The following is a 17,660-nucleotide window of genomic DNA, read 5'->3' on the forward strand; positions in this document are numbered from 1 at the left end:
ACTATGTAGAGTAATTAATCAATTTTGTTTAACACATCAGCTATAAATTTTTTCTTTCCGATTCTATCCATAACTGCTGAAATTCTTTCACCCTTATTGCCGGTTTGTCTATAATATTCCATAATGGTATCGACAATTGATACTATTTCTTCTTCTTTAAATATTTTTCCAAGTGAGTCTCCAATTCTCATTCCTCTTCCAAATCTGCCACCAACAAATATTTCTGCACCTTTTTCTTTAGCAGTAGCAGCATTACTATTGCATACTCGTACACATTCACCACATTCTACACATAAATTTTTATTATGAACTATTTTTTTATCTACTAACTGTAATGCTTTTTGTCGGCAATTTGTTACGCAAAGTCCGCAGCCAACACAATTATCTGAATTAAATTTAGGTACACATCTTCCCATAACTCCGATATCATTTATATTAGCTTTTCCACAGTTATTAGCACACCCAACTATTCCTATTTTACATTTATGTGGAGTATCAGTTCCAAAGTATTTACGGTCTAATTCCCTGCAAATTGCTTGGGTGTCAATATTGCCATGGAGGCATACAGTTCCCTTACAGGAAATTAAAGGTCTTACTTTTTGGCCTGTACCGCCGTGGCGCAGCCCTAAAACTTTAGCTTCTTGAATTACTTTTTCTGCATCTTCATCCTTGATCCATGGAACTTCAATTTGCAGTCTTGTTGTAAGTCCCGAATACCCTCGTCCATATTTTTCTGCAATTTTATTAATGTTGTTTAACTCTTCTACTGTAAAATTGCCGGCTTTACTTAAAAACCTAACTGAATAATGTTCTTTGTCATTTTGTAATAAAAATCCTAATGCTTTCATTTCTTTTTGTCTTTTTGCATTAACCATAGTGATTATACATCTCCTTTAGAATTATCATTCATTTTTAATAAGTTTGCTATAATAATAAGAAATTCCATATTCTGAATAAGAAATGTCTTTAGGTATTTTCAAAGAAATAACCAGTCAGTATGCTAGCATATTTGACTTGTTATTTTCTTTCAAGTGCCTTACCTTTGTGTTTTATTTAGTAGTATTACTTGTTTTCATAATATCACTTGTGACTAAATAAGGAAATACATATTATGTTATAATAATGATAAATAAGATCTAGTATAAATTTAAGAACTTTTTAGTAGTACTACTGACATTTTTTATTGAATAAAGCGTTAATTAATTATTTGAAGTCAAAAAAGAGCAAAAGAATCCTATGAATCAAAATGACACTTCTCTATACAACGTCCACAATTGTTACATATATTGGTATCTATGCTCAGGATGCCATCCACTACTTTGGCAGCTTTCATGGGGCAAGCGTCTTCTACAGAACACTTTTTACATACATTACAACTGTCTTCATCAAAATTAGCTATTCTTTGTCCTATAATTCCTAGATTATTTAAATTGGGTTTTACACAGTTATTTGGACATCCGCCTACTGCAATTTTAAATTTATGAGGTAGTTTTACATCTACATATCCTTCATAAAACTTTTTATGAATTTCTTCTGATAAAGCGTAAGTATCAATGAGACCATATTGACAGGTTGTTCTTTTACAACTTACTATATCCTGTTGAGTATTTTAAATTCAAATAATGTGAATCTTTAAATATTAAAAATGATATTTAATAAGCTGTAATTTGAGAATTGTTAATTTCTCACTGTATTATGTTTTTTTAATTACCAATAAAAACATATGTTATTGTCAAATGCCAATAACATAACTGAGATATGAGTTTATTTTGGAATATAATTCATGTCTACAGCAAAAGTATAATTGAAGATTTGGAGGGATAGTGATGAAAATAGCAATTTCATCAACAGGAAAAAATGCTGAAGATTTACTTGATAGTAGGTTTGGAAGGTGCAAGTACTTTCAAATTCATGACACTGAAAGTGGAGAAATTAAAGTCATAGAAAACAAAGGTCAAAGTTCAAGTGGAGGAGCAGGTATTGCTGCATCTAATCAATTAATAGATGAGAAAGTAAATGCTATTATTACAGGTAATCTTGGTCCTAATGCATTTGAACTTGTTGAAAAATCAGGAATCAAAGCTTATAAGTGCAGTAGTATAGATATAAACTCAGTTCTTCAGAAGTATAAAAATAATGAACTTGAAGAAATAAAGACTTCTGGTCCAGCACACCATTGAAGAATTTATTAAGTTGGAGATGAGTGTATAGTGAATATAGCAGTACTTAGTGGAAAAGGAGGAACAGGAAAAACTACAGTATCTACTAATCTTGCACTTGCTTTAAAGGTAAACTATGTAGATTGTGATGTAGAAGAACCAAATGGTTTTCTGTTCCTAAAACCTAAAGTAGATATAGTAGAATCGGTGAAAGTAGAATATCCAATAATAGATGCCCGTAAGTGTACTGCCTGTGGTGCTTGTGCAAATGCATGTCAATTTAATGCCCTTGCAAAAGTGAAGGATGATCTTTTTCTTTTTCAAAAGTTGTGTCATGGCTGTGGTGCTTGTGAAATTGTATGTAAATACAATGCTGTAACCTATGGTAAAAGAGAAATAGGGAAAATTGAAAAAGGGACATCAAGAGATATAAAATGCAGTAGAGGAATTTTAAATATAAGTGAACCTATGGCAGTACCTGTTATCAAAGAGTTACTTGAGAATTTGTCAGGAGAAGTTAATTTAATTGATTGTCCACCTGGAACTTCCTGTAATGTAATAAATACTTTAAAATATGCTGATGCTGCAATGCTCGTTACGGAACCTTCAGAGTTTGGGCTTCATGATTTAAAAATGGCTGTAGAACTTGTAAAAATGTATAACATACCTTTTGGTATAGTTATAAATAAAGACGATAAAAAGGACAATATAATAAAAAGATATTGTAAAGAAGAAAAGATTATGTTACTAGGTACTATTGACTATAGTAAGGATACAGCAATACTTTATTCTAAGGGCCAAATATTATATGATGATTTATGCCACAAAGCAATATTTGATAAACTCTCACAGAAGATAAGGGAGGTGTTAGCTTGGAATTAGCAGTTGTAAGTGGAAAAGGTGGAACAGGAAAAACTACTATTGCAACAGCATTAGCTGAAATTGAAAAAGATGTAATAAGGATAGATTGTGATGTAAATGCCCCAAATCTTTACATGTTTTATAAAGGAAAAGATATAGAAAAAAAGGTTTTATAGGTGGGAAAAAAGCGTCTATAAATGAATCTATGTGCAAAAAATGTGGAAAATGTGAAACCGTATGCAAATTTAAAGCTATAACAGACTTTAAAGTAGATTTATTTGAGTGTGAAGGCTGTGGTGCATGTACATTAGTATGTCCTCATAATGCTATAGAATTAAAAGATCAAGATGTAGCAAATACTTTCATTACTGAGTTAGATAAAGGAATAATTTCAAGAGCAGAAATGAAAATAGGGAGTGATGGGTCAGGAAAATTAGTAAGTTATTTAAGAAAAAATGGGAAAAAGTTTAATTATGATAATAAGTTGACTATAATAGATGGATCACCTGGTATTGGATGTCCTGTAATATCGTCTGTAACAGGTAGTGATGCTGTGTTGGTTGTTACTGAACCTACAAAATCAGGTCTTGAAGATTTAATGAGAGTAGTAAATTTGTGTAAACATTTTGAAATTTTTATTATGGTATGTATAAATAAATATGATATAAATGAAGAAATGAGTAAAAGAATAGAAAAATTTATCTTCTTGGAAAATTTAGAGTTAGTAGGCAAAATTCCTTATGATCATACTGTTATGAAGTCCATAAATGAATTAAAACCTATAACTTTTTATAAGGAAAGTATGGCAGAAAAAGCAATTGAAAATATGTGGAATACTATAAAGAGCTTTTTCTAAATTTTTAGCGTTAAGTATAAAATTATCAATTAAAATATAAGGAGGAAATTTAAATGAAAATAGCAATTGCAAGTGATGGAAAGTATGTAAGTGGACATTTTGGACATTGTGAAGGGTTTACAATATATGATGTAGAGAATGGAAAGGCATCCCAGGGACAATTTACTGCAAATCCAGGACATAGACCAGGATATCTTCCCGTGTTTTTAAAAGGTTTAAATGTAAATGTAATTATTGCAGGAGGTATGGGAGAAACGGCACAACAGTTATTTAATGAAAATGAAATTGAGGTAATAGTTGGTGCACAAGGTTTATGTGATGATATGGTACAAAAATATATTAAAGGTGAATTAAAATCAACAGGAAGTATTTGTGAGGAACATAAATACGAAGGACATTGTAACGAATAATTTTAAAGGACGATTTCATGAATAATGATTTAATGTCTTTAAAAAAAATTATAGAAAAAAGAGGATATAAATTTACCACAGGCAGAAGAAAAATATTGGAAGCTATCTTAGATAGTAAGACACATTAAATGTAAAAGAAATATGCAAAAAAGTAAAAGAAAAACATATAGGATTTGCTACAGTGTACAGAGCTTTAAAAATATTTAATGAATTAGGGATAGTAAAAGAAATAAACGTTAATGGAATAAGTTATTATGAAATGAAAATATTCAGTAAAAAACCTCTTCATATGCATTTTAAATGTTTTAATTGTAATAGTATAATTGATATAGATAGTCAAAGTTTAAACTTTGACTATCTAAGATTAAATAAAAAATTAGAAGCAGAAAATGACTTAGAAATATACGATTTAAATATTATGTTTATCCGACGACTACCCACTCTAATACTTCCGCGTACTCTGTGAAAGCTACTATAGCCAAATCGAAAATTTGGGATATCTAATTTTCCCTAAGTGGGAGTAAAGAGTGGCTACGTCCCTGGATAACGAGTTCTAAGCATCAGATGGAGTTTAAAACTCCATCTGATGCCAAGAACTCTGTTTATAGGATTATGTAGTAAATGCAGGAAGGAGTTAAAATGCCAAGACCAACAAAATTCAGAAGAGTAGAGTTTTTTCCGGAAAATACTTATTTTGTACCCTGGGGAAAACGTAAGTGTGAAATCGAGGAAATTGTTTTAAAGGTAGAAGAACTGGAGGCAATGAGGTTAAAGGATATTGAAGAATTAAATCAAGAAGAGTGTGCTCAAAGAATGCAGGTATCTAGGCAAACCTTCCAAAATATCATAGATAGTGCAAGAAAAAAAGTAGCTGTTGCTTTAACAGAAGGAAATGCCATAAGAATAAGTGGTGGAGACTATACTACAACCTATTGCAAATTTAAATGTTTGCATTGTGGCAATGTATATGAGATAAAATATGAACAGGATAGATATGCTTGTCCTGATTGCGGTTCAGAAGAAGTTATATGCAATAAAAAGGCCAAATTTTGTAGAAAATGGTGTACAAATATAAAGAACAATAATAATGATTAATTTGGGGAAAGCTATTTATAAAGGTGTTGAAAATAAGAATAAAAATTCTATGATGAAGGCAGCATATGACAAAAAAATAGAGGGGAAGTTTATAAAAATAGCATTACCTAATAACGGAAATATGGTTAACTAGCATTTTGGTATGAATAAGAGTTTTATAATTGTAACTGTTGAGAACAATAAAATTGGAAATGTTGAAGAAGTACAAGCAGCTCAATTAGCTCATCAACATGAGGGACTTGCAAATTTACTAGTAAAACATAATGTTGATTTAGTAATAGCCGGAGGTATAGGTGGAGGAGCTTTAATGGGGTTACAACAGTGCGGTCTTAAAGTAATAAAAGAGGCATCAGGTGAATACAGAGATGTTGTTCAAAGTTATATTGACGGAAAATTAAAAGATAAAAATGAGTCCTGTAATCATCATTGTGAGCACTAGGCCTGTAATTTTGTTTAAACAGCTAAACATTAAAGGAAATTGATATCATAATTAAAAAATAGTCCACGGTGTTTTTATAATAATAGACATTGGTGGGCTATTTTATTATATTAGATAAATATGAATGTGCTCACTAAAATGAGAGTGTGAATTTTTTTCTATAAATAGCTTCCTATGATAATTATTTTTAAAGTATGAAAGTAGATAAAAACCTTCATATCCATTTTTCAGTAACCTTTTCCGTAAACTGACGCTCTATTTCCTTAGAAAGTGCATGTATGTTGCTCTTAAATCATTTGCAAATTCCTTTTTATCTTTATAGGATACATACTTCAATGTGTTTCTTACCTGGTGTACTATGCACCTCCGTATTCTGTATTCGGAAATGCTGCTGATTTTGATTTTATCATAGAAAGCGATATTTTACAGACTTTTTTCTACAGGCTCTTTTTTAAATTATACAGTATAATTGTATCCCGGGAAACCGGGATTTTGTTTTTTACATACCCGTGATTACTTATTTAGCTTCTATTACTATAGGTTATTATCCAGTTCCTTTATCATGCTTTCAACTTCAGGTATAACATATTTATCTGTTTTTTCTATGATATTACCACTTTTAACTACCATATAGGGGTTTCCTAAGTAATCCAAATTCTCAACAGGATTTCCATCAACTGCGATAAAATCTGCATATTTTCCAGGTTCCAGAGTACCCACTTCTTTATCTATACCTAAAATTTCAGCATTTGATTTAGTTGCAATCATTATAGCTTGTTTATTTGTAGCTCCATATTTAACATCAAGTTTTAATTCCTTCCATGTACCGTAATGAGTTACATAAGGCATTGCAGCATCAGTACCAAGTGCTAATTTAATCCCTTCTTTAAGTGCTGTCTTAAATCCTGAAATCATACGTTTTTCTATGATTTTTCCATTGGCAAGCTGAACATCAGTCAGTTTAGTATATTTTGTACTGAGCCCTGCTATATAGTATATAGTAAGGAAAGTAGGTGTAAGAGAACTATATCCTCTTAAAGAATTAGGATTGTGTTTAAACAGGGATATTACTTCATCGTCCATTTCAGCTCCATGTTCTATAGTATCCACTCCGCCTCTCAGGGCTTCTTTTAATCCCTTGGTGCTTTGACAGTGACTTGCTACAAGATAACCTGCCCTGTGTGCTTCATCACATATAGCGGCAATTTCATCATAGGTCATTTCAGCTCTTCCAGCTTCGCCTATTTTTTTGGAATCGGTGACTCCGCCGGTGTTGGCTATCTTTATTAAATCAGTTCCATTGTATATATGATCTCTGACTTCTTTTCTTCCTTCCCAGGGTGAATCTATAGCTTCGGACACGAATTTATATCCATGGCCTCCTGTTATACATATCATGGGTCCTGCACATAACATTGTAGGTCCAACTTCTGCACTGTTTTTTATTTCGTCTCTGACTTCCAGATCATAATAAAAAGGATCCCCTACACTTCTAAAGGTAGTTACTCCTGCATTAAGTGCTGCCATTGCATTTTTTTTCATGGTTTCTTTAATTAAATATTTTCCCAAAGAAGATTTCATATATTTTAAATTTTCATCGGGAGTTCTCTTTACTTCTTCTGGAGAATTAGGTTTTCCATCTCCAAAAAGATGAACATGGGCATTTATAAGCCCTGGAAGTATATATTTCCCCTTTAAATCTACAATTTTACAATCCTTTGGAACACTAACTTCATTTTTGTTTCCCAGAGATTTTATCTTTCCTATACCATCAGAAATTTCTACTAATATCACACCTTCTTTTATAATGTCATTTTCAAATTTACCATCAATTATATTACAGTTGATAAAAGCACAGATATTGTTTTCCTTGTCCATAAAAATCATCCTTTCTTAGTTACATCCTTGAAACTTATAATATTGTCCAGGATTTTTATAACGACTTATTTATATGATATTTTAACACATTAACTTGCAAAAGTTAAATTTTATTTGAGATAAATAAATTATATATTGGTTTAAACATATTTACGAAACAGCAGCGGCCTTGAAGTAAACCAATAAAATAAAACAGGTGTAGAAAAATTAAGATATTTGTGATAAAATTAACTTATGATTGGTAGTACCATAATACCAGTATTTATGTTTGTTTTATTAAACAGTATATACGATTTTACCGAATTGTAGAAAGGAAGATTTAGTTATGCCAATGATAAAATTACCCTATAATAAAAAAATTGTTGAAATTGAAATCGATAATAAAGACCTGGCTGCAGTACTCGAACCAAAAGCATATAATTGTAAAACGGAACTTACGGAATCTGAAATAGTTGAAAAGTCATTAGACAATCCAATAGGATCCCCCAGGCTGGAAGAACTGGTAAAAAATAAGAACAATATGGTTATAATAAGCAGTGATCATACAAGGCCTGTTCCCAGTAAAATTATAATGCCCATATTGTTAAAAAGAATAAGGAAGGCAAATCCTCATATTGATATAAAGATTTTAATTGCTACAGGGTTTCATAGAGCTACAACTAGAGAGGAGCTCATAGGCAAGTTTGGTGAAGAAATAGTTGAAAATGAAAATATAATAGTCCATGACTCCAGAGATGACAGTCAGCTGGTGAAAATAGCCGCATTTCCTTCCGGGTGGGAACTTGTAATCAATAAAACAGCGGCCGAAACAGAACTTTTGATTGCGGAGGGACTTATAAAATCTCACTTTTTTGCAGGATTTTCAGGAGGAAGAAAAAGCATACTTCCTGGAATATCTTCCGCAAAAACTATTATGTCCAATCATTGCTCTGAATTTATAGCAAGTCCTTATGCCAGAACAGGTAATTTGAAAAATAATCCGGCTCACAGGGATATGCTTTGTGCTGCTGAAAAAGCCGGATTGGCTTTTATAACAAATGTAGTCACAGATAAAGATAAAAAAATTATAAATGCCTTTTCAGGTGATTGTAAGCTTGCCCATGAAGAAGGATGCAGATTTCTTACAAAACTGTCCAGGGTTGACAAAGTTGAAGCAGATATTGTTATTTCAACTAATGGAGGATATCCTCTGGATCAAAATATATATCAGTCTGTTAAAGGGATGGTTGCTGCTGAAGCAACCTGCAGAAAAGGCGGTGTAATCATAATGCTGGCTGCCTGCAATGATGGCCACGGAGGCAGGGGTTTCTACGATAATCTGGCAAATGTGAAATCACCTGAAGAATTTTTGAAAAAGGTTTCTAAAGTTTCCAGAAAAAATACTACACCAGATCAGTGGGAATCTCAAATACTTGCCAGAATACTTAGTAAATTTACTGTAATTATGGTTACGGATATGTGTGATCCTGAAATCATAAAGAATCTTCATATGAAACATGCTTATACTGTTAAAAAAGCCCTTGATATGGCTTATGATATTAAGGGAAAAGATGCAAAAGTTACTGTCATACCTGATGGAGCTGCTGTAATTATAAATTAAATAACATTATATCAATTGCTCCTGGGTTCAAGTGGAATTTGTCCATAGTGATGCGGCAGTGGTTACCCTCAACTTTATGAGGCTGGGGGTATTTGTAATGGCAGCTCTTTGCTTGTTACCATTACTCTCTACTAATTTCTTGATTACGTTACACTTTGCATTCTCATTCATTGTTAAAATTACCTTTTTGATTTTGTCCACCTCATTTCTTATTGGCATGAGGGTATATTCTAACATTATTTTTTATTTATTTGGGACATAATCGCAAATGGTATACTAAGACATTATCACAAATCAATCATAAAGTATTAAAAAATATAAAAAAATCAGTTGACATATTTAAACGTTTACTATATAATAAAATCAAGAAGATAAACTTCTTCTTAGCACTCCTAACTCATGAAAAAGATTGAGAAAAGGGTTTTAGACAGTGAGAAAGTTAGGGCATTAGGTAGTGAACACTTATAGTGTGCAGAAGTAAATATGATAGTATATTGACGGAAGTAAACCTTAGGAAAGTATCTACTGAGAGATGCTGGTGAACATTTCAATTATGAAGGTGTTCATGGTTAGTAGTATTTGATGATATGAACTGCAGGAAATGCAGAAGGTCAATGTTTAATTGAATGCATGATCTAAAAGTTGGTATTTGCAGGTACTATAGCATTTAAAGGTAAGATGGAAGAAAATGTTTGTGAAAGAACAATTGTCAATCAATTGTATGTCTCTTGAAAGTTGAATTTAGGTAAATGCAATAAATTTTTATAATGTACTGTACATTATAAAAAGTAATTGGAAAAGGGTGACGAATATTCAAGTAGAATCAGAGTGTTTAGATGAGTTAGGAGTTGTTTGACCACCAGTTAGTCCTATGTAAATGGGCTAGTTGGTGGTTTTGATTTTGTAAAGAGTATATAAACAAATTCATTTTTCCCTTCATAATATCTCCATAACAATATTGTATTATCTAAATAAATAATATAAGTGAGGAGTATTTATTATGAATTGTCATGGAAGTAATAATATGAACAATAAAAGCGGACACAGTGGAATAAGTCACATAATTATGATGGTTGTTTGCTGTGTTATACCGGTAGTGTTACTATCATCTCTGCCATTTTTAGGATTGACGCCAAGGTTCAAAATTATGCTTGCAGCAGCAGCTCCGTTTATATGTCCTATAATGATGATTTTAATGATACCAATGATGTTTATGCATTCTAAAAAAAGTAAGTGTTGTGATGATAGAGAAGATAATAAAAATGTAAATGTAAAAAGGATTAACAGTTAAGCCCGGGTAAGGCTAGAGGGCATAGGTTCATACAAGGGTTAGAATCTATGCCCGTTTTTATATCATTCTGGATCTTTCACGGTGCCGAATTTATAGCCTATCTTCACCACAGTGAGTATATATTTTGGCTCTTTACTGTTGTATTCTATTTTTTTTCTCAAATTCTTGATATGGGCGTCTATAGTTCTGTCGGAACCTTCAAAATCTATACCATATACATTTCTTATGAGCTGTTCCCTGGATAGAACTTTGCCGTTATTCAAAGCAAGAGCATATAGAATATCAAATTCATTTGGGGTGAGAACTACATATTTTCCTCTTACCTGAACATTTCTTCTTTCATTGTCAATTTTAAGTTTTCCGCCGTCATAAGAAAGTATTGTTGTTTTGTCAGAATTTATTCTTCTAAATAATGCATTTACTCTTGCAGTGAGCTCTCTTGGACTCAAGGGCTTGGGGAGGTATTCATCCGCTCCCAGGGTAAGCCCTTTGATTTTATCACTTAATTCTGCTTTTGCAGTGAGCATAAATATGTGTACGTCCGATACTTCCCTTATAATTTTACATATTTCTTCTCCGTCTATATCCGGCAGCATCAAGTCCAATATGACAAGTTGAAAATTTATCTTATTGAACAGCTTGATTCCGTCATAGCCTCTAGTAAAACAATAAACTCTATAACCTGCTCTTTCAAGGTAGGCTTTAATTACTTCCGATACCTTTATTTCATCTTCAATTATTAAAATATTATTCATTATTATTCTCCTTGTTCTTGTTAAAATATAAAATAAATGACGTTCCTTTGCCAAAAGTGCTTTTGACATCAATTGCAGCGGAATGGAGAGTGAGTATTTTTTTTACAATAGTCAATCCTATGCCATTTCCCTCTGTTTTACGGCGGCTCTTGTCTGCCCTGTACAATCTTTCAAAAATGTAGGGGAGATCCTCCTTCTTTATGCCTATGCCGTTATCTCTGATTTTAACTATAATTTTACTGAGATTTGTATAAAGATCAACCCATACGCTTCCTCCAGACGGGGTGAATTTAATGGCATTGGAGAATAAATTTATAAAAACCTGTTTCAATTCGTCTTCATTTCCCAGTATCTCAAATTTTTTATTTTTTTCTATATTTAGAGAAAAATTGATATTTTTCTCTTTAAAATCGATGGAAAGCTTGCTGCTTATGGAAGTAACAAGTTTATCCAGAGATATGATCTCCATCATATTAAGGTCTGATTTTTCATCTTCAAATTGTTTTAAAATATTTAAATTATTTAGCAGCTTGCCAAATCTTATGACCTCCTGATTCAAATAATTCAAGCGTTCTTCAGTTACAGGAAATATTCCGTCAATCATTGCCTCCAGATTATTTTGTAGAATATTCAGGGGAGTTCTTATTTCGTGGGAGATATCTGAAACAAGCCTTTTTCTGAGGAGCTCCTGCTCTTTTAATATTTTACCCAGGGCATTTATGCTTTTAGTCAGATTGTTTAGTTCTTTTATATTAGTTTTTACATTTGAAGTGGAATCGTACATTCCCCTGGAAAGTTTAACAGAAGTATCGGATACGGATTTAATAGGGGATGAAAATTGTTTTGATATTATTATGCTTATTATGACAGCGATAATTATGGCTGCTATAACGCTTATAATAATATCTCTGTTTATAGACATTTTGAAATCTATATCCTGCTGCGTCAGTAAAATTGGAGAATATTGTCCTATTACTACATAGCCTACAATTTTTCCATTATACTTGATCTTGAAGGAATTTGATGTGTAAATCCCCTTGTTGTTATAGACGTTTTGCATCATCTTGTGGGATTTTTCTTTTATATCGTTGGAATCCATACCCCAGATGGTATTTTTATTGGAATCTAAAAGGGTCAGGCAGTAATTACTCATATAAGCTTCGTGCATTATCTCTTCTCCAGAATTTATAGTCCATTTTTTGTCTCTTTTGTATACCTGTTGAAAATAGTCCACAATTCTGTTGTTTCTGCTTTTCTGAGTGTCCATCATATATTTATTAAAAGTATTGTTTACTGTGAATTTTACATACAGTGCCAGTAATATAACTGAAATAATTGAGCAGAAAATAATTGTAATACCCAATCTCTTTCGAATGCTTTGCAAAAATATCACTCCCAAGGATATAATAATGACCTAATTATATTTTACAGATAATTTGATGTATTTACAATTTTAGTATTCACTGTTAACTCAAAATTAGTTTACCAAATTATTATGTTGATTATATGAAGACTTTAGCGATGATTCATAACATCTTCATAGGAAGTTTATATACTTAATTAAATTGACTTTTGTCCAAATTATAAAAATTATGGGAGGATTGAAGGTGTGAAGAGTAGAAAAGAGAAAATTAAAGTCTTTGATATGATCTGTGTATCCTGTGAACTGCGGGTGGAAAAGGCGGTTAAAAGGTTAAATGGTGTAAGAAATGCTCTGGCCAGCTTTAATGATGAATCTGTAATTGTAGAATACAATCCGGATCTATGTAGTCTGGAAAATATTAAAGAAGCTGTAAAGAAAGCCGGGTATGGTACAGAAAATTCAAATAGATACAAAATAGCCGGCATATTTGTGATTGCAGCCGCAATTATATTGATTGGAAATTCATCCAGCGGTGTTGACATTACTTCCAGGCTTAACGGGACCACATAGTACCTTTATGTAAATCTTTTGCATAGTATAATATCGTAAGAAAATTTTATCGGAGGTTTTTATGTATCCATATATACATCCAGAGATGGAAATGATGCCAATGTGCTGCTATTGCAGAATGAACAGTAGAATTATGAATAGGCCTGTAATGCCACGAAAATACAAATCCATGTTCAGAAATGAGGAACCTGAAGAGAATAGAATGGATAATGAAAGTACAGTATCACCTGTGCAGCATATGCCTGATATGGGACAGGGACAGGAAATGCAAGACATGACGAAAAATATATCAGAGGCAGACAGGGAAAGAATACGAACAGATACTCAAGAGATTGTAAAGATGTTTGAGTGTCATCATCCAGAGTTATTAACCACACTGACAAATTGCAGCATGTCAATAACTCAAGCAAGACAATATTTAAGCAGAGTTGTTAGTATGGCACTTATGTATCATATGATCCACAATAGGTAAAAGCCGTTATAAGATAAATACCCTAAAGAACCCTATAGGTTCTTTGGGATATTTTATTTATGGGGTATAATTAGAAAAAGGAGGTGGATTAACAAGAGGATTCTCTTTTATGACAATAGTTTTAAGTGATAAATTATAAGTTTTGAATAAAAAATACTTTTTATGTTTTATGTTCAATATTTTTAAGTTTAGGCATTATTCCGGAAAAGTGGAAATGATTCCGAGAAATAGAACGATTAAATGTAAGAAATGGATAATAGAGAAGCAGGATAGGTCGTTTTATCCTATGGCATATATATTGCTCATATAAAATTATGTAAAATTCATAATAAAGGAGATAAGCATAATTATGTTAGGGTATAAATTTTTAGGTAGGAATGAACGGGGAAATCTATCTATTTCAAACTGTGATTGTGTTGAACTTGCAAAAAAATATGGAACTCCTCTTTATGTAATGGATGAGGATGAGATTAGAAAAAGATGTAAAAATATAAAGTCAAATCATATGGATAAATATAAAGGATTTGCTGTGTATGCAAGTAAGGCATTCTTAAATAAGGAAATGTGTAGAATAATAGAAAGTGAAAAGTTAGGACTTGATGTGGTGTCAGGAGGGGAACTTTATACTGCACATTCAGTAAATTTTCCTATGGAAAAAATAATTTTTCATGGAAATAATAAATCTTATGAAGAACTTGAAATGGCAGTAGATTACGGAGTGGGAACTATTGCATTGGATAACTTTCTTGAGATAAAAAACCTTGAAAATATTTTAGACAATAGAAATAAAAAAATAAATGTAATCATAAGAATAACTCCGGGAATTGACTGTGATACCAATGAGTATATAAAAACAGGTCAGATAGATTCCAAATTTGGATTTTCATTATGTGATGGAAGTGCCTTGAGAGCTGTGGAAAAGGTTATAAATTGTAATAACTTTATTTTTGAAGGACTTAGTGCACATATAGGATCTCAAATTACTGAAAATGGGGTATATGAAAAGGAAGTAAAGGTGCTTGCCAAATTTGCTAATAACATTGGTAAGGAGTTTAATTGTGAAGTAAAGAAGTTAGATGTAGGTGGAGGGTTTGGAATATTTTATAAAGAAGGTGATAAAAGGCATGATATTTCATATTATACTAACTTAATAAATGAAACTGTTATAAAAGAATTTGAAAAGTACAATATGAAAAAGCCTATGGTGATAATTGAACCGGGAAGATGGATAGTTGGGGAAGCAGGAGTTACATTATATACAGTGGGATCTATAAAAGAAATTAAAGGAATAAGGAAATATGTTAATGTTGATGGCGGCATGACCGATAATCCAAGACAGGCATTATATAAAGCCCAATATAATGCAGTTATTGCGAATAAGAAGGAAAACACTAAAAGAGAGACGGTGACTATAGCGGGAAAGTGTTGTGAGTCAGGAGATATTTTAATAAAAAACACTCAACTTCAGATGGTTAATAGCGGCGACATAGTAGCTATTTTAAGTACAGGGGCATACAATTATTCTATGTCAAGCAATTACAATAGAATAAGGAAACCTGCTGTAGTAATGGTTAAGGATAATTCTGATAGATTGATTTTGAAAAGACAAAGTTATGAAGAAATATTAAGGGATGATATATGAGCATTTAATATTACTGTATAATTTTGCTGATTAATAAAATCGGCATCTTACTAAATTAAAGGAGGTATTAAAATGGCAAATAATGATCAAATTGAAGGGGAAAAGGTGGGTTTTAAAAGAGAACTTGGTTTTCCATCGGCTATAGCAATGGTTGTTGGAAGCATGATTGCCTCAGGTATTTTTATGGCACCTCAAAATTTAGCTACCTGCACTAATCCAAAAACTGCAGTTATAGCTTGGGTAATTACAGGGATTGGATCTATTTTTATTGCAGGTACCTTTGCCAACATGGTGGCCAGAATCCCTAAGACAGGTGGGCCGGTTATATATACGAGGGTTGCCTTTGGTGAGTTTCCATCATTTTTAGTGGGATGGGCTTATTGGATAGGTGCATGGACATCCTTAGGAGCATTGATAAACGGATGTATAAGATATCTTGGCAATATAATTCCTGTGGTTAGTGAAAATAGGGTAATTGCTTTTATTACGGCATCTGTTATCTTATGGATGATAATTTATTTTAACATAAAAGGTATTAAGCAAGCAGGCAGTGTTGTTGTATTTACTACCATATGTAAGCTGATTCCATTGGGAGTTTTTGTAGTAATTGGGCTGTTTCATTTTCATCCGGAGTATTTTAATACTGTATCAAGTGCAAAAGTATCAGGGATTAATACTTTGTCTGCAGCTATTGGAGTTACGCTATGGTCTTTCATGGGATTGGAAATGGGTGTGTTTCCTGCGGAGGAAACTAAAAATGCACCTGTATTCATTAAAAAGGCTACAATCTTTGGGACAATCTTTGTAGCAATTATTTATATACTGATTAGTACTGTTTCATTTGGTGTTATGCCTCAGAATCAGCTTGCGGATTCAAAAGCACCAATAGCTGAGATGCTAAATTTAATGACCGGCGGTAGATGGGGCGGCATATTTATTTCTGTTGGTGTTGTTATTTCAACATTAGGAGCGGCAACAGGATGTGCCATAGTTACGGCGAGATGTTCCTATGCCTGTGCAGTTGACAAGACATTTCCGGCTATTTTTAAGAAGATGAATTTCAGATATGGTACACCGGAAATGTCACTGATTATTGCAGGTATATTGACTAATCTTTTATTAATCCTAAATTACGTAAATGGGTTGAATGCAGCGTATCAATTTATAATGCTGTTATCTACTATGTCTACTTTGCCGGCTTATATTGCAACTGCTGGAGCTGAGATACTAATTTGCAAGAAGTACAACCATAACCTGAGTGTGGGTAATTTTATTGGAAAGTCCATTGCTCCTCTTATAGCTTTTGCTTATACTTGTTATGCTGTTTATGGTTGTGGTCAGGAAGCTGTTTTATGGGGATTTATATTGATGCTTTTGGGTATACCGTTTTATTTGTATGTTAAGATTGATGAAAGAAATAAAACGGGAGTTGACTGTGTGGATAGAAAGTTTTTGGATATGTAATTGTTGAGGAGGTAAGTTATGAATTATGAAGTTATTAGAGAAAAAGTAGGGAAGCTTAAAGGCAAAGTTGGATTTTGCTATAAGGATTTGGACAGTGGAGATAGTTTCGGTGTAAATGAAGGGGAACCTTTTATTGCTGCAAGTATAATTAAAATACCTATTTTGATTGAAGCATACAGGCAATTTAGAGAAAAAATTTTATTTAAGGAAGAACTTGTTGAGATTAAAGAATCCGATAGGGTGCCGTCATGTGGAGCTGTTGCTTATATTCATCCAGGAGCAAAGCTTACGTTGAAAGATCTCTGTGTATTGATGATTGTTTTAAGTGATAATATGGCTGCAAATATTTTAATAAAAAAGCTAAAGATGAGCAACATCAATAATACGATGGAACAGCTTGGAATGAAGAAAACAAAGGTAAGTAGAATTCTATTTGATTCAGATGCTGAAAAAGCCGGTAAGCAGAATTATTTTGCACCTGATGAGATTCTCAAATTGTTTGAAATGATGTGGAAAGGAAGCTTAATTTCCCGTCAGGACAGCGAGGATATGATTAAAATATTTAAGCTTCAGCAGATTAATTATAAGATGCCGTATTTGCTGCCAGAAAATATATGCATTGCACATAAGACGGGAGATGATGAAGGAATTACACATGATGCTGGCATTGTATATGCTAAAAAACCATTTATTCTGTGCTTTGCTTCTAATGAAGCCGATGTTAATGAGATGGATGAATTTATTAGAAAGACCACTAGAGAAATATTTGAACAACATTCTTGATGATAATATGAATTCTATAAGT

The 17,660-nt window shown here is 32.4% G+C and carries 18 protein-coding genes and 2 pseudogenes; 14 read left to right on the top strand and 6 right to left on the bottom strand.

Features of this window, described 5'->3' with window-relative positions; translation table 11 throughout:
- Positions 1–14: 14 nt before the first annotated feature.
- A complete protein-coding gene (locus ACYUJ6_RS03340) occupies positions 15–875 on the bottom strand; it encodes a 4Fe-4S binding protein (RefSeq protein ID WP_461844452.1) in 861 nt (286 codons plus the stop codon).
- A gap of 359 nt (positions 876–1,234) precedes the next feature.
- The gene (locus tag ACYUJ6_RS03345; protein WP_461845429.1) at positions 1,235–1,594 is read right to left on the bottom strand and encodes a 4Fe-4S dicluster domain-containing protein; all 360 of its coding nucleotides are present in this window, start codon (positions 1,592–1,594) and stop codon (positions 1,235–1,237) included.
- A 232-nt stretch (positions 1,595–1,826) separates the two neighbouring features.
- Between ACYUJ6_RS03345 and ACYUJ6_RS03350 the strand changes: the two genes are divergently transcribed.
- From ACYUJ6_RS03350 to ACYUJ6_RS03380, 7 genes and pseudogenes are all read left to right on the top strand, one after another.
- On the top strand, positions 1,827–2,180 hold the full coding sequence (locus ACYUJ6_RS03350) for a NifB/NifX family molybdenum-iron cluster-binding protein (protein WP_461844453.1): 354 nt from the start codon (positions 1,827–1,829) through the stop codon (positions 2,178–2,180).
- A 30-nt stretch (positions 2,181–2,210) separates the two neighbouring features.
- On the top strand, positions 2,211–3,041 hold the full coding sequence (locus tag ACYUJ6_RS03355) for a P-loop NTPase (RefSeq protein ID WP_461844454.1): 831 nt from the start codon (positions 2,211–2,213) through the stop codon (positions 3,039–3,041).
- Positions 3,032–3,876 (top strand): annotated as a pseudogene (locus ACYUJ6_RS03360) (ATP-binding protein). Before ACYUJ6_RS03355 ends, ACYUJ6_RS03360 begins: the two are co-directional and overlap by 10 nt.
- A gap of 53 nt (positions 3,877–3,929) precedes the next feature.
- Positions 3,930–4,286: a NifB/NifX family molybdenum-iron cluster-binding protein gene (locus tag ACYUJ6_RS03365; RefSeq protein WP_461844455.1), complete on the top strand. Its 357-nt coding sequence runs from the start codon at positions 3,930–3,932 to the stop codon at positions 4,284–4,286.
- A 181-nt stretch (positions 4,287–4,467) separates the two neighbouring features.
- Positions 4,468–4,752 (top strand): transcriptional repressor, encoded by a 285-nt coding sequence (locus ACYUJ6_RS03370; protein ID WP_461844456.1) that lies wholly within the window; start codon positions 4,468–4,470, stop codon positions 4,750–4,752.
- Between the two features lie 173 nt (positions 4,753–4,925).
- Entirely contained in the window at positions 4,926–5,381 is a 456-nt protein-coding gene (locus ACYUJ6_RS03375; protein ID WP_461844457.1) for a DUF134 domain-containing protein, read from the top strand.
- A gap of 142 nt (positions 5,382–5,523) precedes the next feature.
- On the top strand, positions 5,524–5,820 hold the full coding sequence (locus ACYUJ6_RS03380; RefSeq protein ID WP_461844458.1) for a NifB/NifX family molybdenum-iron cluster-binding protein: 297 nt from the start codon (positions 5,524–5,526) through the stop codon (positions 5,818–5,820).
- 276 nt (positions 5,821–6,096) lie between these two features.
- On the opposite strand, the pseudogene ACYUJ6_RS03385 reads toward ACYUJ6_RS03380, so the two are convergent.
- Both ACYUJ6_RS03385 and ACYUJ6_RS03390 read right to left on the bottom strand, forming a co-directional pair.
- A pseudogene (locus ACYUJ6_RS03385) lies at positions 6,097–6,251 on the bottom strand (transposase); the annotation flags it as partial.
- Between the two features lie 103 nt (positions 6,252–6,354).
- Complete coding sequence (locus tag ACYUJ6_RS03390; RefSeq protein WP_461844459.1) at positions 6,355–7,698, bottom strand: amidohydrolase family protein; 1,344 nt, start codon at positions 7,696–7,698, stop codon at positions 6,355–6,357.
- A 325-nt stretch (positions 7,699–8,023) separates the two neighbouring features.
- Between ACYUJ6_RS03390 and larA the strand changes: the two genes are divergently transcribed.
- Together larA and ACYUJ6_RS03400 are read left to right on the top strand one after the other, a co-directional pair.
- Positions 8,024–9,298: a nickel-dependent lactate racemase gene (gene larA, locus ACYUJ6_RS03395; protein ID WP_461844460.1), complete on the top strand. Its 1,275-nt coding sequence runs from the start codon at positions 8,024–8,026 to the stop codon at positions 9,296–9,298.
- Positions 9,299–10,298: 1,000 nt separating this feature from the next.
- On the top strand, positions 10,299–10,589 hold the full coding sequence (locus ACYUJ6_RS03400; protein WP_461844461.1) for a hypothetical protein: 291 nt from the start codon (positions 10,299–10,301) through the stop codon (positions 10,587–10,589).
- A gap of 62 nt (positions 10,590–10,651) precedes the next feature.
- Here ACYUJ6_RS03400 and ACYUJ6_RS03405 read toward each other — a convergent pair whose 3' ends face one another.
- Together ACYUJ6_RS03405 and ACYUJ6_RS03410 are read right to left on the bottom strand one after the other, a co-directional pair.
- Positions 10,652–11,344 (bottom strand): response regulator transcription factor, encoded by a 693-nt coding sequence (locus tag ACYUJ6_RS03405; RefSeq protein ID WP_461844462.1) that lies wholly within the window; start codon positions 11,342–11,344, stop codon positions 10,652–10,654.
- Positions 11,337–12,728: a sensor histidine kinase gene (locus tag ACYUJ6_RS03410; protein ID WP_461844463.1), complete on the bottom strand. Its 1,392-nt coding sequence runs from the start codon at positions 12,726–12,728 to the stop codon at positions 11,337–11,339. The genes ACYUJ6_RS03405 and ACYUJ6_RS03410 overlap by 8 nt, the downstream gene beginning before the upstream one ends.
- A gap of 225 nt (positions 12,729–12,953) precedes the next feature.
- Here ACYUJ6_RS03410 and ACYUJ6_RS03415 point away from each other — a divergent pair, with 225 nt between their 5' ends.
- The 5 genes from ACYUJ6_RS03415 (at position 12,954) to ACYUJ6_RS03435 (ending at position 17,638) form a co-directional block, all read left to right on the top strand.
- On the top strand, positions 12,954–13,277 hold the full coding sequence (locus ACYUJ6_RS03415; protein WP_461844464.1) for a heavy-metal-associated domain-containing protein: 324 nt from the start codon (positions 12,954–12,956) through the stop codon (positions 13,275–13,277).
- 61 nt (positions 13,278–13,338) lie between these two features.
- On the top strand, positions 13,339–13,749 hold the full coding sequence (locus tag ACYUJ6_RS03420; RefSeq protein ID WP_461844465.1) for a hypothetical protein: 411 nt from the start codon (positions 13,339–13,341) through the stop codon (positions 13,747–13,749).
- A gap of 349 nt (positions 13,750–14,098) precedes the next feature.
- Positions 14,099–15,391, top strand: a complete 1,293-nt coding sequence (lysA, locus tag ACYUJ6_RS03425) for a diaminopimelate decarboxylase (protein ID WP_461844466.1) — start codon at positions 14,099–14,101, stop codon at positions 15,389–15,391.
- 72 nt (positions 15,392–15,463) lie between these two features.
- Entirely contained in the window at positions 15,464–16,855 is a 1,392-nt protein-coding gene (locus ACYUJ6_RS03430) for an amino acid permease (RefSeq protein ID WP_461844467.1), read from the top strand.
- A gap of 18 nt (positions 16,856–16,873) precedes the next feature.
- A complete protein-coding gene (locus ACYUJ6_RS03435) occupies positions 16,874–17,638 on the top strand; it encodes a serine hydrolase (RefSeq protein WP_461844468.1) in 765 nt (254 codons plus the stop codon).
- The last annotated feature ends 22 nt before the right edge of the window (positions 17,639–17,660 follow it).

The organism is Clostridium sp. JNZ X4-2, assembly GCF_054889485.1.